The organism is Pseudomonas triclosanedens, from assembly GCF_026686735.1.
In the GTDB taxonomy this organism is placed as follows: Bacteria; Pseudomonadota; Gammaproteobacteria; order Pseudomonadales; family Pseudomonadaceae; genus Pseudomonas; species Pseudomonas triclosanedens.
The window spans coordinates 5,639,234-5,663,401 of sequence record NZ_CP113432.1 but is presented as its reverse complement, the minus strand read 5'-3'; the positions used below and the strand labels follow the sequence as shown (position 1 = coordinate 5,663,401).

Sequence of the window (24,168 nt, the reverse complement as noted above, 5' to 3'; positions counted from 1 at the left end):
ATGTGAGCCTGTGCCCGCCCACGGCGGGCATGGGCCGATGCAGCTCCCCGCCGCTTCAGCAGCACTTCATTTCCGAAGAATGTCCTGCAAAACAATGACCGGGGAGAGACCATGCACACCACCTTCGTATCCGCGCTGCGCCAACTGGCCGTGGCCACCTGCGCCAGCCTGTTGCTGGCAGGCGCCGCCCAGGCTGCGCCGCTCAAGGCCGACACCAAGCCAGAGGCTGGTACCTTCAAAATGGGCATGCAGCCCTGGCTGGGCTACGGCCAGTGGTACGTCGCCGAGCAGGCCGGCGCCTTCAAGGCCAACGGCCTGGAGAAGGTCGAACTGGTGAACTTCACCGAAGACAAGGACATGAATGCCGCGTTGGCCAGCGGCCAGATCGATGGCGGCAACCTGGCCACTCACACCGCAATGGCGATGGTCGCCGCAGGCTTGCCGGTGAAGATCGTCCTGCTGCTGGACCAGAGCACCAGCGCCGACGCGCTGATCGTCGACCCATCGATCAAGACCCTGACCGATCTCAAGGGCAGGCAGGTCGCCTACGAAGAGGGCACCACCAGCGACATCCTCCTGCACAGCGCGCTGCGCAAGGCGGGCCTGACCATCGCCGATGTGCAGCCGGTGCCGATGCCCGCTGCCAACGCTGGCAGCGCGCTGATCGCAGGCCAGGTACCTGCCGCCGTGACCTACGAGCCGTACCTCTCTGCGGCCAAGCAGCAGAACCCCAAGGTCAACCTGCTGTACAAGGGCTCGGATGACCCGGGCATCATCAGCGACGTGCTCGTGGTGCGCGACGAAGTGCTGAAGGAGCGTCCTGGCCAGGTGCTGGCGCTGATCAAGAGCTGGGAAGCGGGCCTTGCGCGGTACAACGAGAAGACCGCCGAAGGCCGCGCCGCGATCGCCAAGGGTGTGGGCGCCGATGAGGATGAGCTGGGCAGCGCGTTCGACGGCGTGCATTTCTACTCGCTGAAAGAGAACAAGGCCGAGCTCAAGGGCACCTTCCAGAAGGGTTCCTTCGAGCATATCCAGAAGGCCGCCAGCGAAGCCGGCATTCTCCCGCAGCCAGTCACCCCGGCGCAGGCCATCGACGCGCGCTTCGTCGAGGCTCTCTGATTCTCCGAAACACCACGCGCGCCGGCCCTGAGCCGGCGCGTGTCTTTCTTCGTTCGACGAGCCAGACATGAAAGCCCGTAAATCCAACCCGCTGTTCACCATCGGCAAGCCGATTGCGCAGCGCCACTTCCTGCTCATCGGCGGCGCCGTGTTCGTCCTGCTGGCGCTGCTCTGGTGGCTGGCTGGCGCCAGCGGCGCGGTGCCGAAGATCTTCCTGCCGGCGCCCGGCGACGTCTGGGCGCGCATGCTCAAGCTGGCCGCCGACGGCACCCTGTGGGCGGACCTGAAGGTCAGCGTGTACCGCATTGCCGTGGCCTTCGTGGTGTCCTCGGCGATGTCCATCGTGATCGGTGTGTTCGCCGGCTGCTACGGTTTCTGGAAAGCCGCCAGCGAACCGCTGGTGGACTTCGTGCGCTACATGCCGGTGGTTGCCTTCGTGCCGCTGACCATCCTCTGGGCCGGCACCAGCGACTTCCAGAAATTCCTCATCATTTGGATCGGTACTTTCTTCCAGCAGGTACTGATGGTGATGGATGCCATCAAGCGCGTGCCGGCGGACTTCGTCGGCCTCGGTCGGACCCTGGGCATGCCGGACCGCCGCATCCTCCTGAAGATCGTCCTGCCCAGCGCACTGCCAGGCATCTGGGACGCGCTGCGGATAAGCCTTGGCTGGGCCTGGACCTGGCTGGTGCTGGCCGAGCTGGTGGCCGCGACCTCGGGCCTGGGCTACCGCATCACAGTGTCCCAGCGCTTCTTCCAGACCGACACCATCATCGGCTATATCCTCCTGCTCGGCTTCCTCGGGCTGGTCACTGACCAGGCCATGCGCGCCGGCGAGAAGGTCCTGTTCCGCTACAACCGGAGGCGCAACTGATGGCGACCCTGGAAATCTCCGGCCTGAACAAGAGTTTCGCGGTCGGCAAAGCGCGCCGTGAGGTGCTGCGCAATATCGACCTGACCCTGGCGGACAACGAGTTCGTCTCCATCGTCGGGACGTCCGGTTGCGGCAAGAGCACGCTGCTGTCCATCGCCGCCGGCCTGGAGGAGTTCGACGGCGGCAGCGTGAAGGTGGATGGCGTGCAGATCACCGGGCCGGGCCTGGACCGTGGCGTGGTGTTCCAGTCCTATACCCTGCTGCCCTGGCTGACAGCGCGGCAGAACGTCGAGTTCGCCCTCAAGGCGGCAGGCATGTCCCGCGCGCAATGCCGCGAAATCGCCGATGAACACCTGGCGCTGGTGAAGCTGGAAAAGTTCGCCGATGCCTATCCTAACGAGCTCTCCGGTGGCATGAAGCAGCGCGTGGCGATTGCCCGTGCGCTGTCCTACCGGCCGAAGATCCTGCTGATGGACGAACCCTTCGGCGCGCTGGACGCGATGACCCGCCACCAGATGCAGGAGCTGCTCACGCGCATCTGGGAAACCCACCGGCTGACGGTGATGTTCGTTACCCATGATGTGGAAGAGGCGGTCTATCTGTCCGACCGCATCGTGGTAATGGGCCTGGGGCCGGGACGGATCAAGGCGACCTTCGACGTGAAGCTCGGCCGCCCGCGCCACGAGGACATGGCCGCCAGCGCCGAGTTCATCGAGCTGCAGCGCCAGGTGCTGCGTTCGATCCGCGAGGAAGAACAGGGTGTCGCAGCCCTCTGATTCCCCAGGGATCAGCCGCTACCAGCGCCCGGAGGCTCCGCCACCGCCGCTGGAACCACCGCCGCCGCGAAAGCCACCGCCGCCCCCGCCTCCGCCACGACCACCGCCGCCGCGGCCGATCGAGCTGACGATCATCCATAGCAGTTGCAGTACGCCCGAGGTCAGCCACATCGGCGGCAGGAAGAAGATGTACAGCACCAGCGGGATCGAGAAGGAGCCGATCATCTGTTGCTGCAAGGCTTCGGGGTTGGTTTCGCTCAATAGCAGTACCGCCGATGCCACGCCGCCGACCAGCGCGCTGCACAGAAGGTAGCGGCCCATGCTGCGCTGGCGCAGCCACTGCACCGGGAACAGCAGGCACAGCAGCGGTACGCCGACCAGCAGGGCGAGCAGGCCGAGCAGCCGCGCGGGCGGAATTGCCTCGGGCGTGTTGGCGTTCTGATTGGAGTAGATATCGCTGTAGTTCGAGGCTGGTGCGATGGGAGCTGCCCTGTCGCCTGGCTGGTCCTGCGGAGCGGCGTTGGCTGGCGGATCGATCAGCGCGATCAGATTGTCCACGCCGGCCTGGACGCCGCCGGCGAAATCGCCGGTCTTGAAGCGCGGGACGATGGCGTCGCGAATGATGCGCCCGGCCTGTACGTCGGTGATGGTGCCTTCCAGCCCATAGCCGACCTCTATGCGCAACGCTCGGTCGTTCTTGGCGATGACCAGCAGTACGCCATCGTCCACACCCTTGCGCCCCAGCTTCCACTGTTCGAAGGCGCGCACTGCATAGTCTTCGATGCTGTCTTCGCCGGTCGTGGGAAGCATCAGCACCGCCAGTTGCGCGCCCTTGCGCTGCTCCAGCCCGGCGAGCTGGCTTTCCAGTTGCGCGCGCTGTGCGCTGCCGAGGGTCTGCGTGAGGTCGGTGACGCGGGCGTTGAGCGGCGGAATAGCGACCGGCGCCGCTTGCAGCAGGGCTGTCCAGCACAGCAGCAGGGCAGCCAGCAGCCAACGCGGCAGGATCATTGTGCGGGCTGCGCCGGCGAGTTGCCGAAGTCCACTTTAGGCGCAGTTGAGATGGCGGCTTCGTTCTCCACGCTGAAGTTGGCCTTGGGCTGGTAGCCGAAGATCTTCGCGGTGATCACCTGCGGGAACTGGCGAATCATCACGTTGTACTCCTGCACGGCCTTCACGTAGCGGCCACGGGCGACAGTGATGCGGTTCTCGGTGCCTTCGAGCTGGGTCAGCAGGTCCTTGAACAGGCCGTCGGCCTTGAGTTGTGGATAGTTCTCGGTGACCACCAGCAGGCGCGAAAGCGCCGAGCTGAGTTCGCCCTGGGCCTGCTGGAAGCGCTTCACGGCAGCCTCGTCGCCGAGTTGGTCGGCGCTGAGCGTGGTGCTGCCGACCTTGGCGCGGGCCTCGGTCACCTGGGTCAGTACGCTGGCTTCATGGGAGGCGTAGCCCTTCACCGTACTGACCAGGTTTGGAATCAGGTCCGCGCGGCGCTGGTACTGGTTGAGCACTTCCGACCACGCAGCCTTCACCTGCTCGTCGCCGGCCTGCATGGCGTTGTAGCCGCAGCCCGACAACAGCGTGACGAGGATATAACAGGAAAGGAACTTGATCAGACGTGGCATGGCGCGGCGCTCTTTGGTCGAAAAGGCTCAGTCTAGGCCACTTCCCGGCGCTGGGGCATGTGGAAATGTCGCAACCTGAGACATGCCTGGCTCTTGTCGGGAGCGGGGGAGCTCGGGGTAGAATCCGGCTGGTATATACCAAGAGGCTTCTTCGTGTTCGCCACTGCTCTGGTACTGCTCGCCGCCCTGCTGCACGCCACTTGGAACACCCTGGTGAAATTCAGCAGCGATCGCCTGCTGGTAGTTGCCTGCATGGACCTGGTCGGTCTCGCCGCCGCGTTACTGCTGTTGCCGTGGATCGAGGTCCCGCCTGCCGAAGTCTGGCCCTGGTTGCTGGCCGCCGTGGCGCTGCAACTGGTGTACCGGGTGTTGCTGATCCAGGCCTATAAGGTTGGCGATCTCGGGCTGGTATATCCGTTGATGCGTGGCCTGTCGCCGCTGGTGGTGCTGGCCCTGACGCTGTACTTCGGCGGCGAGCACCTTACCGACCGGCAGATTCTCGGCATCCTGCTGATCCCGCTGGGCATGCTGTTCCTGCTCAAGGGTGGCGGCGGTTCCGGGCTGCCGTGGATTGCCTGTCCGGTCGTTCTGCTGATGGGACTGTGCATTGGCAGCTACACCTGGATCGACGGTAATGCTCTCAAGCGCTGGTCGCAGCCGCTGGACTACCTCGTCTGGCTGTCGCTGCTCTCCGGCTTGCCCTTTCCGCTGGTTGCGCTGTTTGCGCGAACCCGCGCTTTCGCGCGTTTCTGGCTCACCGACTGGAAACTGGGTATCAGTGTGGGGCTGTGTGTGCTGGCGAGCTACGGGCTGGTGCTGTGGGCCATGCAGCTGGGCTCCATTGCGGAAGCCGCCGCCCTGCGCGAAACCAGCGTGCTGCTGGTGGTGCTGTTCGGCATGCGCTTCCTCAAGGAGCCCTTCGGCCTGCCGCGCCTGGCAGCCTGTAGCCTGGTACTGGCAGGGATGCTGGTCATGAAGCTCTGAGCGCGATTGGCCGCCGCGCCCATGCGGTCGCCGAGCCGGTCAACGATTCCGCGGTGGCGATGGCCTAGGCTGCTGCTTTTCCCACGATGAGAGCCTTTCGCCATGCCCATTGCCTTCTGGTGCGTCCTGATTGCGATCTTCCTGCCCTACCTGGGCACCAGTATTGCCAAGTTCACCGGCGGGGGCTTCGGGCCGCGGCAGAATCATGATCCGCGCGCTTTCCTCGCCGGGCTGGAGGGCTATCGCAAGCGCGCCAACGCCTTCCAGCTCAACAGTTTCGAGGTGACACCTGCCTTTGCTGCGGCGGTGATCATCGCCCACGTGGTGAACAATGCCGAACCTTCCACCATCGATCGCCTGGCCATCGTCTGGGTCACCAGTCGCCTGCTTTATCTGATTTTCTACGTTGCCGATCTGGCGTTGCTGCGTTCGCTGGCGTGGTTCGCTGGTATGGCGCTGATCGTCGCCCTATTCGTCGTCTCTGCCTGAACGGCGGCTGAACGGAAGTCGATCAGGCTGCGACGGATGGCCGCAGCCGCTTCCGTGTGCTCTGGATCAATCGGGGATCGGGGCGGATAATCCGGCGCTTCCGTGTCCAGCTGTCCTACAAGAGTCCCCCATGAAGTTGAAGACCCTGCTCGTTCTGCTGCTCGCCGGCGTGGCGCTCACCGGTTGCCATCGCCTGGACCCAAACTCGCCGGAAGCCAAGCGCCAGGTGGTGTTCAAGGAGATGCTCAAGACCAGCGAAGACATGGGCGGCATGCTGCGTGGGCGCCTGCCGTTCGACGCGGACAAATTCCGCGCCGGCTCGGCGAAGCTCGGTGAACTGGCCGACAAACCCTGGCAGTACTTCCCCAGCACCCAGCCGCCGGCTGGCCAGGTGGAGAACGACGACACCCGCGCCAAGGCGGAAATCTGGCAGCGTCAGCTGGAGTTCCAGGCCGACGCCAAGACCTTCGAGCAGGCCGTCCGCACGCTGGTCGATAACACTCGCAACGCGGCACCGACGCCGGAAGGGGTGCGCAAGGACTTCGCCGCCGTGGAAGACGCCTGCGAAGCCTGCCACAAGAAATTCCGCGCGCTCTGAGCCGGGCGAAGGGACGGACGCCGTCCCCCTGGCGGGAGCCGCCTGCGACAGCGGCTGCTCGGGGGATGGCAGCGATTCCGCGACCATTTGGCGCTATCACCGGAATGGCTTCCGTCTGTGAGAACTCTGGGTTGCGCTGGAAGACATCGAGGACAAAATCCGATCCTGCGAGGTAGCGCTGGCGCACGCCTGGCCTGCTGAGGTAATCGCCCGGCAGGCTCATGGGCAGGATCGACTCCGGCATGCGCCGTTCCCGGCGGCGCGAGGCTTTTCTGCGACCCGGCCACCGCTCGGCTTCCATCTTTACTCTTCGAGTTCGCGCTTGGCCTGGTCCAGTTCGGCGCGAGCTTCGGCAAGCTTGTTCTTGCGCTTCTCGACTTTCTCGGCGTCACCCTTGTTCATGGCCTTGCGCAGGTCCTTCTCGCGCTGGCTGACTTCCTTCTCGGCATCCAGAACCCGTTGCTTGCGCGCCTGCGTGAGGCTGGCATCGGTGCAGTGCGCCTTCACTTCATCCAGAGCCTTCTGCAAACCGGCTGCCTGGTTGGCGTTGCCGTAGGCCCTGGCCTCCTGGAGTTTGCTTTCGATGGCGGCCCGTTTGGCGGCGCAGCCGGTCAACTGCCCGGACTGCTCGGCGGCGGGCAGCGGTGCGGCGCAACCCAGAGCGAGCAGAGCGGCCAGGATGGAAGAGCTTCGGAACATTTTCGGAATCCTTGGTTACCAAACACTATGACGCTGGCGTCAAGGGTCAGAGTTTGCCACGGACCGGCGCGGTAGCGACTGCCCCAGGACAAGGGCGGAATCGGCGGGGCCCGCGAGACGGGCGAGGAGGGTCGGGATGCGTATGGCGATTCGCGTCGTGCAGGGACTCATCGTGCTGCTGGTGCTGGCGCTGCTGGCCGGCACATGGTGGTACGTACCGGGCGAGCTGAAGCAACGGCCGCTGCTTGCCGGCACCAGCGAGGATGCGTCGGTTCGCCAGGGCGAGCGGCGCCGTCACTATGTGCTCTACCTGCCCGCGCATCCGGCGGAGCGGCCGGCGCTGCTGGTGGTGCTGCACGGCTCCGGCGGCAACGGTGAGCGGATGCGCCGCGAGAGTGGCTATCGCTTCGATGCGCTGGCTGATCGCGACGGCTTTCTGGTGCTCTATCCCGACGGTTTCGAGGGGCACTGGAACGACTGCCGCAAGGCCGCTTCCTATAGCGCCCGGCGGCTCAATATCGACGATGTCGGGTTTCTGTCGACGATGATCGAGCGGCTGCAGCGCGAGCGTGGCGTCGATCCGCAGCGGATTTTCGTCACCGGCTACTCCAATGGCGGACAGATGGCGTTGCGCCTGGCAGCCGAGGCCCCCGATGCGGTAGCTGGCGTGGCGGCGATAGCGGCGAGCCTGCCCAGTGCGGAGAACGACGCCTGCCGGCCGGCGCAGCAACCCAAGGCGACGCTGCTGATGAATGGCACGCGGGATCCGATCAATCCGTATGCGGGCGGCAGGGTGACGCTGTTCGGCTTCGGCAACCGCGGAACGGTTCTTTCGAGTGGGGAGTCCGCGCGCGCCCTGGCCCGGCGCAACGGCGTGAATGCTGCGCCGAGCCTGGACAGGCTGACGTCGGTAGGGCCAGTGTGGAGCGAGCGCCAGCGCTGGGGTGCCGCCGGAATGGCGCCGGTGGAGCTGGTGACTGTCCACGGCGGCGGGCATCTGCTCCCGCAGGCGCTGTACCGGCCGCCCCGCCTGCTGGGCGAGGTCGATCCGGAACTGGATGGTCCTGCGGAAATCTGGCGGTTCTTCAGCGAGTTGTCGCGCTGAGGTTCAGAGCTCGATCACCAGGCGCGGGTCGAAGCCGCTGTCTTCTCCCGGATAAGCGCCCGGGTTGGTGACGATCCGGGCATTGCCGATGCGGTAGTCCAGGCGTTCGTGGACATGCCCGTGAACCCAGAGGTCGCAGCGTTCGGCCAGGTGTTCGAGGTTCGAAGCGAAGGCAGGGGAAAGGCTGTCACCGACGTAGTGCGCGGGAATCGAGCGGCCGCTTGGGGCGTGGTGGGTGACCACCACTGTGCGTCCGGCGAAGGGCTGCGACAGTTCCGCCGCCAGCCATTCGCAGGAGGCCTCGCAGAGGTCGCGGCTCATCGACGGTGTGAAGGGCTGGGTGAAGTAGTCCACGCAACTGAAATCGGGCATGAGCAATTGCGCCTGCTCGATGGCCAGTTCGGCGCTGCGCTCGCCGTATAGCTGGAAGTCGGTCCAGAGTGTTGCGCCGAGCACGCGCACATTGCCTAGCACTACGGCATCGTTTTCCAGGAAGTGGATATCCAGCGCTCGCGCGAGGTTGCGCATGGCCTGGGTCAACTCGGGCAGGTCGGCGTTGTAGAACTCGTGGTTGCCGGCGACATAGACGATCTGCGTATCGGGAAACGCCTCCCGTGCCCAGTGCAGCCCCTGCAGGTGCTCATGGATGTCGCCAGCGAGGATCACGACGTCGGCATCCTCCTCTGGCAGCTCGCGGCCGCCGGGGAAGTGCTCTTGGTGAAGGTCGGACAGGATACGCAGACGCATGGTCGTTACCGGGCGGCGAGGGGGATTCATTCTGCGCACGGTGGTAGCGATTGCCTAGTGTTTGATCTGCGTCATGGCATGGCCAGTCATCCGGAAATTCCCACATGGAATTAAGGGATGATTCAGAGGAATCCTTCAGTTTCCGCTTGGAGAAGCAGTCTGGGAGGACCTCATGAAACTCATCTGGATCGTACTGGCCGCTGTGGCAGCGGCCTTTGGCCTGGCGTTAGTGCTCGACCCGCCGGCAATGGTGGATATCTGGGTCGTGCGCAAGCAGGCCATTCTGTTCACTGGCGTGGCTGCGTTCGCGCTCATGTCGCTGATCATGCTGCTGGCGGTGCGCCCGGTATGGCTGGAGCGCCCGCTTGACGGGCTGGATCGCATGTATCAGGCGCACAAGTGGGCGGGCATCCTCGCCATCGTGCTCGGCCTGCTGCACTACCTGATGGAACTGGCCGGCCCCCTGCTGGCGGAATTCATCGCCAAGCCCGCGAAAGGACCTCGGGTGGAGACGTTCCTCGATGCTTTCCGCGGCTCGGCCAAGGAGCTTGGGGAGTGGTCCGCGTGGCTGCTGGCGGCGATGCTGGTGATCACGCTCTGGCAACGCTTCCCCTATCACCTGTGGCGCTACGTGCACAAGACGCTCGCCGTGGTCTACCTGGTGCTGGCCTTCCACGCCGTGGTGCTGGCGCCGGCGGGCTACTGGACGCAGCCGATAGGCTGGCTGGTGGGTTTCTGCGCTCTGCTGGGCAGCGCCTGTGCGCTCTGGTCGCTGGCCGGCAGGATCGGCCGCAAGCGTACCCACGAAGGCGTCGTGGTAGCGGTGGAGCGTCCCGGCGAACGCATGCTCGAAGTCACCTGCAAGCTGCAGGGTTCCTGGCGTCACCGCGCCGGTCAGTTCGCGTTCCTGACCTGCGATCGCCTCGAAGGCCAGCACCCCTTTACCTTGTGCGGTGCCGATCGCGGCAACGGCGAGGTGCGCTTCAGCATCAAGGCGCTGGGGGACTATACGCAGCGCTTGCAGGACTGCCTGCGGGTGGGTGACCCGGTGAAGGTGGAGGGGCCGTACGGTCGCTTCGACTTCCGCCGCGACAACGGTGCGCGTCAGGTGTGGATCGCCGGCGGCATCGGTATCACGCCGTTCCTCGCCTGGCTGGAATCCCTGCAGGACAAACCCGGCGATTGCCCGGAGGTGACGCTGCTGTACTGCGTGCGCAGCCCGTCGGATGCCATCTATGCGGGGCGCCTGCGTGAGCTTTGCGAGAAGCTGCCGCGCATCGATCTGCGGGTTCACTACAGCGAGAGCGAAGGCCGTCTGCAGACTACCGATCTGGAGCTGCAACCCGGCCCTCAGGGGCGCTGGCCGAGTGTCTGGTTCTGCGGCCCGCAGGGGCTGGCGGAGCTGTTGCGGCGTGACCTGCGCCGCCAGGGTATGCCGAGCAATCGCTTCCATCAGGAAGCTTTCCAGATGCGTTGAGCGGTGTGCTGGCAAGGCATCGGGATTCTGCGCTGATGCCGCAATGGATGCGCCCTGGCGTCAGCGACGAAAAGGATGACGAGATGCTGCCGGGCTTGTCTGCGACGGCTAAGGGGCACCTGGGTCGTTCAACTGTTGCTGGAGGCCGGTGCAGCGGTGGATGAGGTTGTCGATGCCCGCTGCTCTGGGCGGTCATCGGCGAGCAGCCGCAAGCGCCCCGGGTTGTCGAGGCGCTGCTGAAGCTGGGCGCGAACAGTAGGCGAGAGTTCGAGGGCTTCGACGGATCGGAGCAGAGTGCCGCCCAGTTGGCGGAGAGAGTTGGTCCGAAGGTGCCGGACAGCTTCCGGCGCAGCGCCAGGTAATGGCCGGAAATGAATAAGCCCCGCGGATGCGGGGCTTATTCATGGAGACCGAACCTTACAGGCCGGCGGCGTCACGCAGGGCGGCAGCCTTGTCGGTGCGCTCCCAGGTGAAGGCGGTGAAGGTGTCGCCCTCGTAGGTCATCTCGAACGGGTTGCGGCCGAAGTGGCCGTAGGCCGCGGTCGGCTGGTACATCGGGTGCAGCAGGTCGAGCATCTTGGTGATCGCGTACGGACGCAGGTCGAAGTGCTCGCGGACCAGTTGGACGATCTTCTCGTCGCTGATCTTGCCGGTGCCGAAGGTGTTGACCGAGATGGAGGTCGGCTGGGCCACGCCAATGGCGTAGGACACCTGGATCTCGCAACGCTCGGCCAGGCCGGCGGCGACGATGTTCTTGGCTACGTAGCGGCCAGCGTAGGCTGCCGAGCGGTCGACCTTGGACGGGTCCTTTCCGGAGAACGCGCCGCCACCGTGGCGGGCCATGCCGCCGTAGGAGTCGACGATGATCTTGCGACCGGTCAGGCCGCAGTCTCCCACCGGGCCGCCGATCACGAAGTTGCCGGTCGGGTTGATGTGGAACTGGGTGTCCTTGTGCAGCAGTTCGGCCGGCAGGACGTTCTTGATGATCAGCTCCATCACGCCCTCGCGCAGGTCGGCGTAGGAGACTTCCGGGTTGTGCTGGGTGGACAGCACCACGGCGTCGATGCCGACGACCTTGCCGTTCTCGTAGCGGCAGGTGACCTGAGACTTGGCATCCGGGCGCAGCCACGGCAGCAGGCCGGACTTGCGGGCTTCGGCCTGACGCTCGACCAGGCGGTGCGAGAAGCAGATCGGCGCGGGCATCAGCACGTCGGTTTCGTTGCTGGCGTAGCCGAACATCAGGCCCTGGTCGCCAGCGCCCTGGTCTTCCGGCTTGGCGCGGTCGACGCCCTGGTTGATGTCCACGGACTGCTTGCCGATGATGTTCAGCACGCCGCAGGTGGCGCCGTCGAAGCCGACTTCGGAGCTGTTGTAGCCGATGTCGATGATGACCTTGCGCACCAGCTCTTCCAGGTCGACCCAGGCGGAGGTGGATACTTCGCCGGCGATGATCGCGACACCGGTTTTCACCAGGGTTTCGCAAGCCACGCGGGCGTATTTGTCCTTGGCGATGATGGCGTCGAGCACCGCATCGGAGATCTGGTCCGCGATCTTGTCCGGATGGCCTTCGGATACGGATTCAGAGGTGAAGATCGAATATTCGCTCATCTAACGGTTCCTATCATTTACCGGTGGGTGAGGACGCTTCGCGAATCCGGTTTGGCAAAATGCCGCACCTGGATCTGAAAGCCATTGCGTAAACCAATGTACAAGCTTTCACCGGGGGTGAGCCCCGCGGCATCGGCCCAATGGGCCAGGTCTTCCTGTTCGAACCCCAACCAGAGGTCCCCGCAGGCTTCGCGGGCCCAGTCCTGGTCGTGGCTGCAGAGCTCCGTCACCAGCAGACAGCCACCGGGTTTGACCAGGTGCGCCAACTGCCGCAGAGCTTCCGCTGGTGCTGCGAAGTGGTGCAGCACCATGTTCAGTACCACGCAGTCCGCCGCATCGCTGGCGTCCTGCAGGGCGTCGGCCAGCCGCAGCCGGACGTTGTTCAAGCCTTCGCTGGCACAGCGTTGCCGCGCCATGTCGAGCATCGCCTCGCTGTTGTCCAGCGCGGTCACCTGCTCGAAGCGCCGGGCCAGCTCCGGCAGGAATCCGCCGTCGCCGGGGCCTACCTCGAGCGCCGTGGCGCCCGGAGCGAAACTCAGTGCGTCGAGCAGCGCCAGTACGCCTTCCCGGTATTGCGGCAGTCCTGCGATCAGGTCCTGCGTCGCCTGGAACTTCTCCGCGCTGCGGGCGAAGTAGTCGCGGCTCACCGCGGCACGCTGGGCGTGAACGCTGGTGACACGGGTACTGACATCCGCCGGCAGTTCCAGCTCGTCGACCTCTTCCAGCAGCGCTCCGTGCAGCGTTCCTCCCAGGTTTTCGGTCTGGGGCAGGGCGCGGCGGTAGAAGATCGCGTTGCCTTCGCGGCGGGTCGCGACCAGCCCGGCCTGGGCCAGCACCTTCAGGTGATGGCTCATGCCCGACTGGCGAATGCCGAAGATATACGCCAGCTCCAGCACGCCGAACGAGTCGTTGGCCAGCGCGCGCAGCACGTTCAATCGCAGTGGATCGCCACCGGCCTTGCACAGGGCGGCTAGCTGGTCGCAATCGTCGTGACGGATTTCGGGCAGGCGCAGGCTCATAGGTCGCGCAGTCTAGTCTCGGGTTTCGGGGTGGGCAATAGCTGTATCAAAAAATTTTGATATTGCCGGATGGGCGGTTTTTGGCCAGTTGCCCGTGGCTCAGGTCAGGCATCTGCCGATCTGTCATTGCCCCGCGGGGGCCGGCTGGGCGAAAATACCGGCCTTTTTTCACCCCTTCGATGATTCGAAGCAGCCCCCGCAGGAGATTCAGCGATGCCCAGCCGTCGTGAGCGAGCCAATGCCATCCGCGCACTGAGCATGGATGCCGTGCAGAAAGCCAACAGCGGCCACCCCGGTGCCCCTATGGGTATGGCGGATATCGCCGAAGTGCTGTGGCGCGACTACCTCAAGCACAACCCATCCAACCCGCAGTGGGCCGACCGCGACCGCTTCGTGCTGTCCAACGGCCACGGTTCGATGCTGATCTACTCGCTGCTGCACCTGACCGGCTACGACCTGTCCATCGATGATCTGAAGAACTTCCGCCAGATGAACTCGCGTACTCCGGGCCACCCGGAATACGGCTACACCGCTGGCGTGGAAACCACCACTGGCCCGCTGGGCCAGGGCATCGCCAACGCCGTGGGCATGGCATTGGCCGAGAAGGTGCTGGGCGCACAGTTCAACCGTGACGGCCACGCTATCGTCGACCACTACACCTACGCCTTCCTTGGCGACGGCTGCATGATGGAAGGTATCTCTCACGAGGTGGCTTCGCTGGCCGGAACCCTGCGCCTGAACAAGCTGATCGCGTTCTACGACGACAACGGCATTTCCATCGACGGGGAAGTCGAGGGCTGGTTTACCGACGACACGCCCAAGCGCTTCGAAGCCTACGGTTGGCAAGTGATCCGCAACGTGGACGGCCACGACGCCGAAGAGATCAAGACCGCCATCGAGACGGCCCGCAAGAGCTCGGTGCCGACCCTGATCTGCTGCAAGACCGTGATCGGCTTCGGCTCGCCGAACAAGCAGGGCAAGGAAGAATGCCACGGCGCTCCGCTGGGCAATGACGAAATCGCTGCCACCCGCGCCGCGCTCGGCTGGAGCCACGGCCCGTTCGAAATCCCGGCCGACATCTACGCCGAGTGGAGCGCCAAGGAGACCGGCGCCAGCCGCGAGAACGAGTGGAACCAGCGCTTCGCCGCCTACCAGGCCGCTTACCCGGAGCTGGCTGCCGAGTTCCTGCGCCGTATCGCCGGTGAGTTGCCCGCCGATTTCGCCGAAAAGGCCGCGGCCTACGTCGCCGACGTCGCCGCCAAGGGCGAAACCATCGCCAGCCGCAAGGCCAGCCAGAACGCATTGAATGCCTTCGGCCCGATGCTGCCGGAGTTCCTCGGCGGCTCCGCCGACCTAGCTGGCTCCAACCTGACCCTGTGGAAGGGCTGCAAGGGCGTCAGCGCAGAAGACGCCAGCGGCAACTACATGTTCTACGGTGTCCGTGAGTTCGGCATGAGCGCCATCATGAACGGCGTGGCCCTGCATGGCGGTTTCATTCCCTACGGCGCGACTTTCCTGATCTTCATGGAGTACGCCCGCAACGCAGTGCGCATGTCCGCCCTGATGAAGCAGCGTGTGCTGTACGTTTTCACCCACGACTCTATCGGCCTGGGCGAAGACGGCCCTACCCACCAGCCGATCGAGCAGTTGGCCAGCCTGCGCCTGACCCCCAATCTGGATACTTGGCGCCCGGCCGATGCCGTGGAATCCGCGGTGGCCTGGAAATACGCCATCGAGCGCGCCGACGGCCCCTCCGCACTGGTATTCTCCCGGCAGAACCTGCCGCACCAGCCGCGCGACGCTGGCCAACTGGTCGATGTCGCCCGTGGCGGCTACGTGCTGAAGGACTGCGATGGCGAGCCGGAACTGATCCTGATCGCCACTGGCTCCGAAGTCGGCCTGGCCGTGCAGGCGTTCGACAAGCTAAGCGCCGAAGGCCGCAAGGTGCGTGTGGTCTCTATGCCGTCCACCAGCGTCTTCGACCAGCAAGATGCCGGCTACAAGCAGGCCGTGCTGCCGGTACAGGTTGGTGCGCGTATCGCCATCGAGGCTGCCCACGCGGACTATTGGTACAAGTATGTCGGCCTGGAAGGCCGTGTCATCGGCATGACCACTTTCGGTGAGTCGGCTCCGGCCGCCGCCCTCTTCGAGCACTTCGGCTTCACCGTCGAGAACGTGCTGGAAGTGGCCGCCGAGTTGCTCGACGCCTGATACTTGCAGGAGCGGCATTGTCTGCTCGCGAAGGGGGGCACCCGGCTCGCGAGCAGGCTCGCACCTGCGAAGATCGACAAGGGATAACAATGTCCAAGCGCCCTTACCGAGTTGCCCTGAACGGCTACGGCCGAATCGGTCGCTGTGTGTTCCGTGCTCTGCATGAGCGCCGTGCGAGTGCTGATTTCTCTATCGTCGCGCTGAACGACCTGGCCGATCTCGCCAGCCTGGAATACCTGACCCGCTTCGACTCCACCCACGGCCGCTTCCCTGGCGATGTGAGCGTGGATGACGGCTGCCTGCACGTCGATGGCGACTGTGTGAGGGTCTTCCGCGAGGCGACGCCCGAAGCCATCGACTGGCGCGCGCTGGATGTCGACCTGGTGCTGGAGTGCTCCGGTGTCTACCACACACGCACCGATGGCGAGCGCTTCCTCGCAGCCGGTGCCCCGCGGGTGCTGTTCTCGCAGCCGATGGCCAGTGAGTCGGATATCGACGCCACGGTGGTCTTCGGCATCAACCAGCAGGACCTTTCCGGTGCGGAAAAGCTGGTTTCCAACGCTTCCTGCACTACCAACTGCAGTGTGCCGCTGCTCAAGTCGCTGAACGAGGCGGTGGGCATCGAGTACGTCTCGATCACCACCATTCACTCGGCGATGAACGACCAGCCGGTGATCGATGCTTACCACCACGAAGACCTGCGCCGCACGCGCTCGGCCTTCCAGTCGGTGATCCCGGTGTCCACCGGTCTGGCCCGGGGCATCGAGCGCCTGCTGCCGGAACTTGCCGGACGTATCCAGGCCAAAGCCATTCGCGTGCCGACGGTGAACGTCTCGGCGCTGGACATCACCCTCCAGGTGTCCCGCGATACCACCGCCGAAGAGATCAATCGCGTGCTGCGCCAGGCTGCCGGCGAGGGGCCTCTGAAGGGCCTGCTGGCCTATACCGAGCTGCCTCACGCCAGTTGCGATTTCAATCACGACCCGCACTCGGCCATCGTCGATGGCAGCCAGACCCGCGTTTCCGGCCCTCGGCTGGTCAACGTGCTGGCCTGGTTCGACAACGAGTGGGGCTTCGCCAACCGCATGCTCGACGTCGCAGCGCACTATCTGCGCGTCGCCGCAGCAAACCGTTAATAGAAACAGCCCAGACAGGACTGACCGTCATGACCGTGTTGAAGATGACCGACCTCGACCTCCAAGGTAAGCGCGTACTGATTCGCGAAGACCTCAACGTTCCGGTGAAGGACGGTGTGGTCAAGAGTGACGCGCGCATCGTGGCCTCCCTGCCGACCATCAAGCTGGCCCTGGAAAAGGGTGCGGCGGTAATGGTCTGCTCGCACCTCGGTCGTCCGACCGAAGGCGAATACTCCGAAGAAAACAGCCTGCAGCCGGTGGCCGACTATCTGTCCAAGGCCCTGGGCCGCGCTGTGCCGCTGGTCAAGGACTACCTGGGCGGCGTGGATGTGAAGCCGGGTGAAGTCGTGCTGTTCGAAAACGTGCGCTTCAACAAGGGCGAGAAGAAAAACGCGGACGAGCTGGCGCAGAAATACGCTGCGCTGTGCGATGTGTTCGTCATGGATGCCTTCGGTACCGCTCACCGTGCCGAGGGCTCGACCCACGGCGTGGCAAAGTTCGCCAAGGTCGCCGCTGCCGGCCCGCTGCTGGCTGCTGAACTGGAAGCCCTCGGCAAGGCTCTGGGCAACCCGGCCCGCCCGATGGCGGCCATCGTCGCCGGTTCCAAGGTCTCCACCAAGCTCGACGTGCTGAACAGCCTGGCGCTGATCTGCGACCAACTGATCGTCGGCGGCGGCATCGCCAACACCTTCCTCGCCGCGGCTGGCCACAAGGTCGGCAAGTCGCTGTACGAGGCCGATCTGGTCGACACTGCCAAGGCCATTTCGGCCAAGGTCAGTGTCCCGCTGCCGGTGGATGTGGTCGTTGCCAAGGAGTTCGCCGAGAGCGCCGCCGCAACCATCAAGGACATCGCCGACGTGGCCGATGACGACATGATCCTGGACATCGGCCCGAAGACCGCTGCCCAGTTCGCCGAGTTGCTGAAGTCTTCAAAGACCATCCTGTGGAACGGCCCGGTAGGCGTGTTCGAATTCGATCAGTTCGGCGAGGGCACCAAGACCCTGGCCAAGGCGATCGCTGAAGGCTCCGCGTTCTCCATCGCCGGCGGTGGCGACACCCTGGCGGCCATCGACAAGTATGGCATCGGCGACCAGATCTCCTACATTTCCACCGGCGGCGGCGCCTTCCTCGAGTTCGTCGAAGGCAAGGTCCTGCCCGCAGTTGAAGTGCTGGAGCAGCGCGCCAGAGGCTGAGGTGCTCGACAGAAAGCAAACCCCTCCGGCATCCCGAGGTCATAGACCTTGTAGGCCGCCATCGGAGAACGGATATGCGATCTGTCACCGCCCTGATCCCGTTTTGCCTGGTACTGATGGGGTGTACGGCCGGAGCTGACGCCCCCAGTGCCTGTGAAGTGATAAGCCCGCCCTCGGTCATGGTGCCGTCCGACCAGAACCGGGAGCGTGTGGATAGCCAGAGCAGCAGTGATCCGATGCCCGAGCGCAAGCCGACGAACTGCCCTTGAGGTACTCGCCGACGCGTGGCGGCGGATCTCCGCTGCACTCCACGCCGTACAGCACCGCCGTCGTCCGATGTCCGATCGATGGCGGTGCTGGTGTTCCCGCGGCGGCGCGGGCAAGCTGGCGCATTGGATACCCGGCGGCGACGCCGCCCCAAGGGAGAGTTGCCCGATGCTGCGTTATTTCGTCCCGGCCCTGGCGTTGTCGCTGGCCACGGGATGTTCGAGCCATTCGTCTGGCGGCGCCGCCGGCAAAGATGCCGGTTGGAACCACTGGGTTTGCGACAGCCAGGCTGTCGTCATCTGGCGTTACGTGGACGTCAGCAAGTCGGTGGTCGACCTGCGCCTGGGCGAGGATGACGTAGTGCATCACCTGGAGGAGGAACCCGGTGGCTCCGGCGCTTTCTATAGCGACGGACTGGTTGGGTTCAGCATCACCGGGAATCAGGGGCTGATCTACTGGGTCGAGAGCAATGATCTCATCGGCCGAGGCTGCAAGGCGCGCTGAGCGCCGACTGTCCTGGCCGTGGCCGGGATACTTGAATACAGCCTGTCCGTGGGGCAGGCTTTTGAACAACTGAACGAGCCCGTCTTCTGGGAGAAGCGAAAACATGGCACTCATCAGCATGCGCCAAATGCTGGATCACGCCGCCGAATTCGGCTATGGCGTTCCGGCTTTCAACGTCAACAACCTCGAGCAGATGCGCGCCATCATGGAAGCGGCCGACAAGACCGATTCCCCGGTGATCGTGCAGGCCTCCGCCGGTGCCCGCAAGTACGCCGGTGCCCCGTTCCTGCGTCACCTGATCCTCGCGGCCATCGAAGAATTCCCTCACATCCCGGTGTGCATGCACCAGGACCACGGCACCAGCCCTGACGTCTGCCAGCGCTCCATCCAGCTGGGCTTCTCCTCCGTCATGATGGACGGCTCGCTCAAGGAAGACGGCAAGACTCCCGCCGACTACGAGTACAACGTCCGAGTGACTCAGCAGACCGTTGCCTTCGCCCACGCTTGCGGCGTGTCCGTGGAAGGTGAACTGGGCTGCCTGGGCTCCCTGGAAACCGGCATGGCTGGCGAGGAAGACGGCGTTGGCGCCGAAGGCGTGTTGGACCACAGCCAACTGCTGACCGATCCGGAAGAAGCCGCCGACTTCGTCAAGAAAACCAAGGTCGACGCCCTGGCCATCGCCATCGGCACCAGCCACGGTGCCTACAAGTTCACCAAGCCGCCGACCGGCGACATCCTCGCCATCGACCGCATCAAGGCGATCCATGCGCGCATCCCCGGCACTCACCTGGTGATGCACGGTTCGTCCTCGGTTCCGCAGGACTGGCTGGCGATCATCAACGAGTTCGGTGGTGAAATCCCGGAAACCTACGGCGTGCCGGTCGAAGAAATCGTCGAAGGCATCAAGTACGGCGTACGCAAGGTGAACATCGATACCGACCTGCGCCTGGCCTCCACCGGTGCCATTCGTCGCTTCCTGGCGAAGAACCCGAGCGAGTTCGATCCGCGCAAATACTTCGCCAAGACCATCGAAGCGATGCGCGATGTCTGCATCGCCCGCTACGAAGCCTTCGGCACCGCCGGCCATGCCTCCAAGATCAAGCCGATCTCCCTGGAAGGCATGTTCCAGCGTTACGCCAAGGGCGAGCTTGAGCCGAAGGTCAACTGATCGCGGTCCAGCCCCGTTCCTGATGAGCCGAAGAGCCCCGCCTTGCGGGGCTCTTTCGTATCCGCCAGAAGGAGATTTCCGGCATGCCGCACCTTCGTTCCGGCTTCGCCGCCTTGCTGTTCGTTCTACTGGCAGGCTGTTCGCAGCAGTCGCCGCAGCAGCCCCCGGCTCCGCCGCCCAAGCCGCCCGTTGCGCTTGCGGTGGACGCGCAGAATTGCCTGACCCACGTTGAGTGCACACTGAAAACGTCGCGCACCTTGCTATTCGTCTTCGATTACGCCGATGCCGGCGGTGCTTTGGTGGAAAGCCAGGGCAGGCTGCTCAGTACGCCAGACAAGGCGCCGAAGAACGGCTGGCCGGCACTGCGGATAAAGCTTGCCGATCCAGATGGCGGGCGCTTCGAGTTCCACAGCGAGTGCCGACAGAAGCGTTGCCGGATCAAGGATTCCCGCCTGCTCAACTGCTACCGTAAATATCTGGACGGCAAGACCTGCCGGCTGCGCTGAGCGTTCCGTTCGGCCGGGGCGGGTTCGGGAGGCACGATGACGGATGTACATGGTAGTGCGCAGCAGGGCTTCACCCGGGAAGCGAAGGCATACGCCCTCGGACGGCCGGACTACCCGGATGCGCTGCTCGGTTGGCTGAGCGATGAGTTGGGCGTTGGCTCCGAACGGCAGGTGGTCGACCTGGGGGCTGGTACCGGCAAGTTCACTGCGCTGCTGCTGCGCACCGGCGCTCAGGTAACGGCGATCGAGCCCGTCGCGGCGATGCGCGAGCAGTTGAGCGCGGCGCTGCCGGACGTGAAGGTGCTCAATGGCACCGCTCAGGCCATCCCGCTGGTGGCTCATAGCCTGGATGCGGTGGTTTGTGCGCAGGCATTCCACTGGTTCGCCAATGAGCGTGCGCTAGCGGAGATCCACCGGGTGCTGCGGCCTGGCGGTCATCTCGGGCTGGTCTGGAACGTGCGTGACGAGCGAGTGGACTGGGTTGCCGAGGTCGCCCGGATCGTCGAGCGCTACGAGGGCGGAACCCCGAGGTTCCACAGCGGCGAGTGGCGTCGTGCCTTTGCTGGGGCGCAGTTCGCACCGTTGCGGCTACGTGAGTTCAGCTACCAGCACGTGGGGCCGCCGGAGCAGGTGATCGTGGCGCGCAATCTTTCTGTCAGCTTCATCGCCGCACTGCCGGACGAGCAGAAGCAGCGCGTAGCCGAGCAGTTGCATGAGCTAATCGCCCAGCATCCGGACCTGAAGGGGCGCTCCGAGGTTGCTTTCCCGTACCGAACCGAGGCGTACAGTACCCACTCGCTGGGCTGAGGCAAAGAATGAGGTAGACTGGCGAACGCTTCGCCAGCCAGTCTGCCCTTCATGTCGCTGCTACGTTATCTCCAGGCCTACCCGCCGCATCTCCAGGACCAGGTTCGCCAGCTCATCGAGCAGGGCCGGCTGGGCGAATACCTCGAACGCCGCTATCCAGCCCGCCATGATGTGCAGAGTGACAAAGCTCTGTATGCCTATGCGATGGATCTCAAACAGCAGTACATGCGCACGGCACCGGCCGTAGACAAGGTGCTGTATGACAACAAGCTGGACGTGGTGCAGCGCGCCCTGGGCCTCAACACCGCCATCTCGCGGGTGCAGGGCGGCAAGCTGAAGGCAAAGAAGGAGATCCGCGTCGCTTCGCTGTTCAAGGATGCCGCGCCGGAGTTCCTGCAGATGATCGTGGTCCATGAGCTTGCGCACCTGAAGGAGCGTGACCATTGCAAGGCGTTCTACCAGCTATGTGAGCACATGCTCCCGGGGTATCACCAACTGGAGTTCGACCTGCGCGTCTACCTGACCTGGCGGGACCTGGTCTAGAGCCGCATGGAAGTCGTGACGCTGTGCGAGGGACGCTGGAAGTTGCTGCGGGAAGCCCCTGACAGACCGGATGGGGTCGGCTGTCCGGGGTTGTTCGCCGCCGCAAGTGCAGATTAATCAATGATTTGGCTGATTGCCATCACTTGCTTTCAGATATGCCGCTCACAATGAAAGAACCCCTCTTGCGAGGGGTTCCTGTGTGGGTCAGAAGAGGTCGATCGGCGCCTCTTCCTCGGCTGGCATGCCGCTGCCAGGCGCGCTGCCCGGCGCCAGCTCGCTCATGGACGGTGGCGTGTCTTCGTTCTTGAACAGCTCGAAGTAGGCGCCCGGGGTGCCCGGCGGAGCCGCGCGGCCAGTGACTGGGTCGATGCGCAGGCTGACCATCCCGGCGGGTTCCGGCAGCATGTGCAAGGGTTTGTCCTTCAATGCGGCACCCATGTAGCGCATCCAGATCGGCAGTGCTACGTTGCCGCCGTATTCGCTGCGACCCAGGCTTTCTGGCTGGTCGAAGCCGACCCAGACAGTCGTCATGTAATCAGCGTTGTAGCCGGAGAACCAGGCGTCCTTGGACTCGTTGGTGGTGCCGGTCTTGCCCGCCAGGTCGTCACGCTTGAGTGCAAGGGCGCGGCGGCCGGTGCCGCGCTTGATCACGTCCTGCAGCATGCTGGTCATGATGTAGGCGGTGCGTGCATCGATGATGCGCTCTGCTGCGGCCGGTTCGATGGTGGTCTTGGCCAGGCTCGGGTCGTCGTTGCCCAGTGCATTGGTGCCGGTCGGCTGGGCCTGTGCCTGGGCCACATCGGCCTGGGCATCGTCGTTCGGAACGCGAGCCGGGTTGGCCTGGTAGACGACCTGTCCGTCGCGGCTTTCGATGCGGTCGACCACGTACGGGGAAATCTTGAAGCCGCCGTTGGCGAAGGTGCTCCAGGCGGTAGCGATCTCCAGCGGGGTCAGCGTGGCGGTGCCAAGGGCCATCGACAGGTTCGGCGGCAATTCGTCGCGGTTGAAGCCAAATCTGCTGATGTAGGTGCGCGCGCGCTCGACGCCCAGGCCCTGGAGGATTCGGATCGAGACCATGTTGCGTGACTTGTAGAGTGCTTCACGCATAGGGATCGGGCCGAGGAAGGTGTTGGTGTCGTTTTTCGGACGCCATACCTTGTCCAGATACTCGTCATAGAACACCACGGGGGCGTCATTGATCAGTGACGCCGCGGTGAATCCGTTGTCCAGAGCGGCACTGTAGATGAACGGCTTGAAGCTGGATCCGGGCTGGCGCTTGGCCTGGCTTGCGCGGTTGTAGTTGCTTTGCTCGAAGGAGAAGCCCCCAACCAGCGCCATGATCGCGCCGTCCCGTGGGTTGAGAGATACCAGCGCGCTCTGCGCTGCCGGCACCTGGCTCAGGCGCAGCGAGCCGTCCTCGCGGCGCTGTACGCGGATCACGTCGCCGGCCTGCACCACATCGCTGGGCTGACGCGGCATCGGCCCCATGCTGTTATTGCTCAGGTAGGGGCGTGCCCACTTCATGCCATCCCAGCCGAGCGCTTCCTCCTTGCCGTCGCGTGTCATGACCATCGCGCCGCTCTTTTCGACTTGCACGACAATGGCCGGCTCCAGCCCGCCGAGCGGGCGTTGCTGGGCAATGGCCTGTTTCCACGCGTCGCGGGTCTTGCCGGGCAGGCGGGTTTCGGGGCCGCGATAGCCGTGGCGCTGGTCGTACTCCTGCAAGCCTTCGCGCAGGGCGTTGTTGGCGTCGTCCTGCAGATCGCTGCGAACGGTCGTGTAGACGCGATAGCCTTCGGTATACGCATCGCCACCGAAGCGCCCGACCAGCTCGGCACGCGCCATTTCCGCGATGTACGGGGCGGCCAGCTCCGGGCTTTGCACATGGTAGGAGGCTCCCACGGGCTCCTTCACGGCAGCCTCATAGCGTGGCTGGTCGATGAAGCCGAGCTTGAGCATGCGCTCGAGAATCCAGTTACGCCGCTCCAGGCTGCGTGCAGGGTTGGCCAGTGGGTTGTAGCGCGACGGCGCTTTCGGCAGTCCGGCGATCATCGCCATCTGGGCCAGGCTCAGATCCTTGATCGACTTGCCGTAGTAGACCTGTGCCGCGGCCTCCACACCGTAGGCGCGATTGCCGAGATAGATCTTGTTGACGTAGAGCTCGAGAATTTCATCCTTGGTTAGCGAGCGCTCGATTTGCAGGGCTAGCAATATCTCATTGATCTTACGGGAGAAACTGCGCTCGTTGGTGAGGAAGTAGTTCTTCGCCACCTGCATGGTGATGGTGCTGCCGCCGGTCTGGATATGGCCAGTCTTCAATAATTGGGCAGCAGCACGCATCAGGCTCTTGACGTCCACGCCATAATGATTGGCGAAATTGTCATCTTCGGCCGATAACAGTGCGTGAGTGAAATCCGGGGGGATTTCTGCAAAGCGAATCGGCGTGCGGCGCATCTCGCCAAACTCTGCTATCAATTTGTTATCACTGCTGTACACCCGCAGCGGCATCTGCAAACGCACGTTGCGTAAGGCTTCCACGGACGGGAGGTTCGGGCTGAGGTACAGATAGGCGCCACTGAAACTGAGCAGCAATCCACAGATTATGGTGATGCAGGTCCACCACAGAAACTTCAGCAGGCGCATTTGGAAGGTCTTGGATTTCCAGAGAAAAGAAAGAGTTAAGCGGATGGCGCGGCAAAAAGGGAAAAGCTGATCACAT

The 24,168-nt window shown here is 64.3% G+C and carries 23 protein-coding genes; 16 read left to right on the top strand and 7 right to left on the bottom strand.

Going from position 1 to position 24,168, the window contains the following annotated elements; genetic code table 11:
- Positions 1-111 precede the first annotated feature (111 nt).
- The 3 genes from OU419_RS26245 (at position 112) to OU419_RS26235 (ending at position 2,769) form a co-directional block, all read left to right on the top strand.
- Positions 112-1,119 (top strand): ABC transporter substrate-binding protein, encoded by a 1,008-nt coding sequence (locus OU419_RS26245; protein ID WP_254476219.1) that lies wholly within the window; start codon positions 112-114, stop codon positions 1,117-1,119.
- Positions 1,120-1,186: 67 nt separating this feature from the next.
- Entirely contained in the window at positions 1,187-1,993 is an 807-nt protein-coding gene (locus OU419_RS26240; RefSeq protein ID WP_254476221.1) for an ABC transporter permease, read from the top strand.
- A complete protein-coding gene (locus OU419_RS26235) occupies positions 1,993-2,769 on the top strand; it encodes an ABC transporter ATP-binding protein (RefSeq protein ID WP_254476223.1) in 777 nt (258 codons plus the stop codon). The genes OU419_RS26240 and OU419_RS26235 overlap by 1 nt, the downstream gene beginning before the upstream one ends.
- Before the next feature lie 18 nt (positions 2,770-2,787).
- Here OU419_RS26235 and OU419_RS26230 read toward each other — a convergent pair whose 3' ends face one another.
- Entirely contained in the window at positions 2,788-3,777 is a 990-nt protein-coding gene (locus tag OU419_RS26230; RefSeq protein WP_254476225.1) for a TPM domain-containing protein, read from the bottom strand.
- Complete coding sequence (locus OU419_RS26225) at positions 3,774-4,388, bottom strand: LemA family protein (RefSeq protein ID WP_254476227.1); 615 nt, start codon at positions 4,386-4,388, stop codon at positions 3,774-3,776. Before OU419_RS26225 ends, OU419_RS26230 begins: the two co-directional genes overlap by 4 nt.
- Before the next feature lie 153 nt (positions 4,389-4,541).
- On the opposite strand from OU419_RS26225, the gene OU419_RS26220 reads away from it, so the two are divergent.
- From OU419_RS26220 to OU419_RS26210, 3 genes are all read left to right on the top strand, one after another.
- The gene (locus tag OU419_RS26220) at positions 4,542-5,372 is read left to right on the top strand and encodes an EamA family transporter (RefSeq protein WP_254476229.1); all 831 of its coding nucleotides are present in this window, start codon (positions 4,542-4,544) and stop codon (positions 5,370-5,372) included.
- Between the two features lie 102 nt (positions 5,373-5,474).
- Positions 5,475-5,861 (top strand): MAPEG family protein, encoded by a 387-nt coding sequence (locus tag OU419_RS26215; RefSeq protein WP_254476231.1) that lies wholly within the window; start codon positions 5,475-5,477, stop codon positions 5,859-5,861.
- A 130-nt stretch (positions 5,862-5,991) separates the two neighbouring features.
- Complete coding sequence (locus OU419_RS26210) at positions 5,992-6,459, top strand: c-type cytochrome (RefSeq protein ID WP_254476233.1); 468 nt, start codon at positions 5,992-5,994, stop codon at positions 6,457-6,459.
- A 303-nt stretch (positions 6,460-6,762) separates the two neighbouring features.
- On the opposite strand, the gene OU419_RS26205 is transcribed toward OU419_RS26210, so the two are convergent.
- The gene (locus tag OU419_RS26205; protein WP_254476235.1) at positions 6,763-7,158 is read right to left on the bottom strand and encodes a DUF1090 domain-containing protein; all 396 of its coding nucleotides are present in this window, start codon (positions 7,156-7,158) and stop codon (positions 6,763-6,765) included.
- A 136-nt stretch (positions 7,159-7,294) separates the two neighbouring features.
- On the opposite strand from OU419_RS26205, the gene OU419_RS26200 reads away from it, so the two are divergent.
- A complete protein-coding gene (locus OU419_RS26200) occupies positions 7,295-8,263 on the top strand; it encodes an alpha/beta hydrolase family esterase (RefSeq protein ID WP_254476237.1) in 969 nt (322 codons plus the stop codon).
- Positions 8,264-8,266: 3 nt separating this feature from the next.
- Here OU419_RS26200 and OU419_RS26195 read toward each other — a convergent pair whose 3' ends face one another.
- Positions 8,267-9,010: a metallophosphoesterase gene (locus OU419_RS26195; RefSeq protein ID WP_254476239.1), complete on the bottom strand. Its 744-nt coding sequence runs from the start codon at positions 9,008-9,010 to the stop codon at positions 8,267-8,269.
- A gap of 172 nt (positions 9,011-9,182) precedes the next feature.
- Between OU419_RS26195 and OU419_RS26190 the strand changes: the two genes are divergently transcribed.
- Positions 9,183-10,487: a ferredoxin reductase family protein gene (locus OU419_RS26190; RefSeq protein WP_254476241.1), complete on the top strand. Its 1,305-nt coding sequence runs from the start codon at positions 9,183-9,185 to the stop codon at positions 10,485-10,487.
- 417 nt (positions 10,488-10,904) lie between these two features.
- Here OU419_RS26190 and metK read toward each other — a convergent pair whose 3' ends face one another.
- Positions 10,905-12,095, bottom strand: coding sequence for a methionine adenosyltransferase (metK, locus tag OU419_RS26185; RefSeq protein ID WP_254476243.1), 1,191 nt, complete (start codon positions 12,093-12,095; stop codon positions 10,905-10,907).
- Positions 12,096-12,112: 17 nt separating this feature from the next.
- A complete protein-coding gene (locus tag OU419_RS26180; RefSeq protein WP_254476245.1) occupies positions 12,113-13,114 on the bottom strand; it encodes an ArsR/SmtB family transcription factor in 1,002 nt (333 codons plus the stop codon).
- A gap of 213 nt (positions 13,115-13,327) precedes the next feature.
- Here OU419_RS26180 and tkt point away from each other — a divergent pair, with 213 nt between their 5' ends.
- The 8 genes from tkt (at position 13,328) to OU419_RS26140 (ending at position 21,449) form a co-directional block, all read left to right on the top strand.
- Positions 13,328-15,325, top strand: a complete 1,998-nt coding sequence (gene tkt / locus OU419_RS26175; RefSeq protein ID WP_254476247.1) for a transketolase — start codon at positions 13,328-13,330, stop codon at positions 15,323-15,325.
- Between the two features lie 89 nt (positions 15,326-15,414).
- Positions 15,415-16,461 (top strand): erythrose-4-phosphate dehydrogenase, encoded by a 1,047-nt coding sequence (gene epd, locus OU419_RS26170; RefSeq protein ID WP_254476249.1) that lies wholly within the window; start codon positions 15,415-15,417, stop codon positions 16,459-16,461.
- A 29-nt stretch (positions 16,462-16,490) separates the two neighbouring features.
- Complete coding sequence (locus OU419_RS26165; RefSeq protein WP_254476251.1) at positions 16,491-17,654, top strand: phosphoglycerate kinase; 1,164 nt, start codon at positions 16,491-16,493, stop codon at positions 17,652-17,654.
- Between the two features lie 435 nt (positions 17,655-18,089).
- A complete protein-coding gene (locus OU419_RS26160; RefSeq protein ID WP_254476253.1) occupies positions 18,090-18,425 on the top strand; it encodes an MliC family protein in 336 nt (111 codons plus the stop codon).
- Between the two features lie 103 nt (positions 18,426-18,528).
- Positions 18,529-19,593, top strand: coding sequence for a class II fructose-bisphosphate aldolase (fba, locus tag OU419_RS26155; protein WP_254476254.1), 1,065 nt, complete (start codon positions 18,529-18,531; stop codon positions 19,591-19,593).
- Between the two features lie 83 nt (positions 19,594-19,676).
- Positions 19,677-20,099, top strand: a complete 423-nt coding sequence (locus OU419_RS26150; protein WP_254476255.1) for a hypothetical protein — start codon at positions 19,677-19,679, stop codon at positions 20,097-20,099.
- 36 nt (positions 20,100-20,135) lie between these two features.
- Positions 20,136-20,906 (top strand): class I SAM-dependent methyltransferase, encoded by a 771-nt coding sequence (locus OU419_RS26145; protein ID WP_254476256.1) that lies wholly within the window; start codon positions 20,136-20,138, stop codon positions 20,904-20,906.
- A 51-nt stretch (positions 20,907-20,957) separates the two neighbouring features.
- Positions 20,958-21,449 carry a YgjP-like metallopeptidase domain-containing protein gene (locus OU419_RS26140; RefSeq protein ID WP_254476259.1) on the top strand — a complete coding sequence of 164 codons (492 nt, stop codon included), beginning with the start codon at positions 20,958-20,960 and terminating at the stop codon, positions 21,447-21,449.
- Positions 21,450-21,653: 204 nt separating this feature from the next.
- Here OU419_RS26140 and OU419_RS26135 read toward each other — a convergent pair whose 3' ends face one another.
- The gene (locus tag OU419_RS26135) at positions 21,654-24,092 is read right to left on the bottom strand and encodes a penicillin-binding protein 1A (protein WP_254476261.1); all 2,439 of its coding nucleotides are present in this window, start codon (positions 24,090-24,092) and stop codon (positions 21,654-21,656) included.
- Positions 24,093-24,168 lie beyond the last annotated feature (76 nt).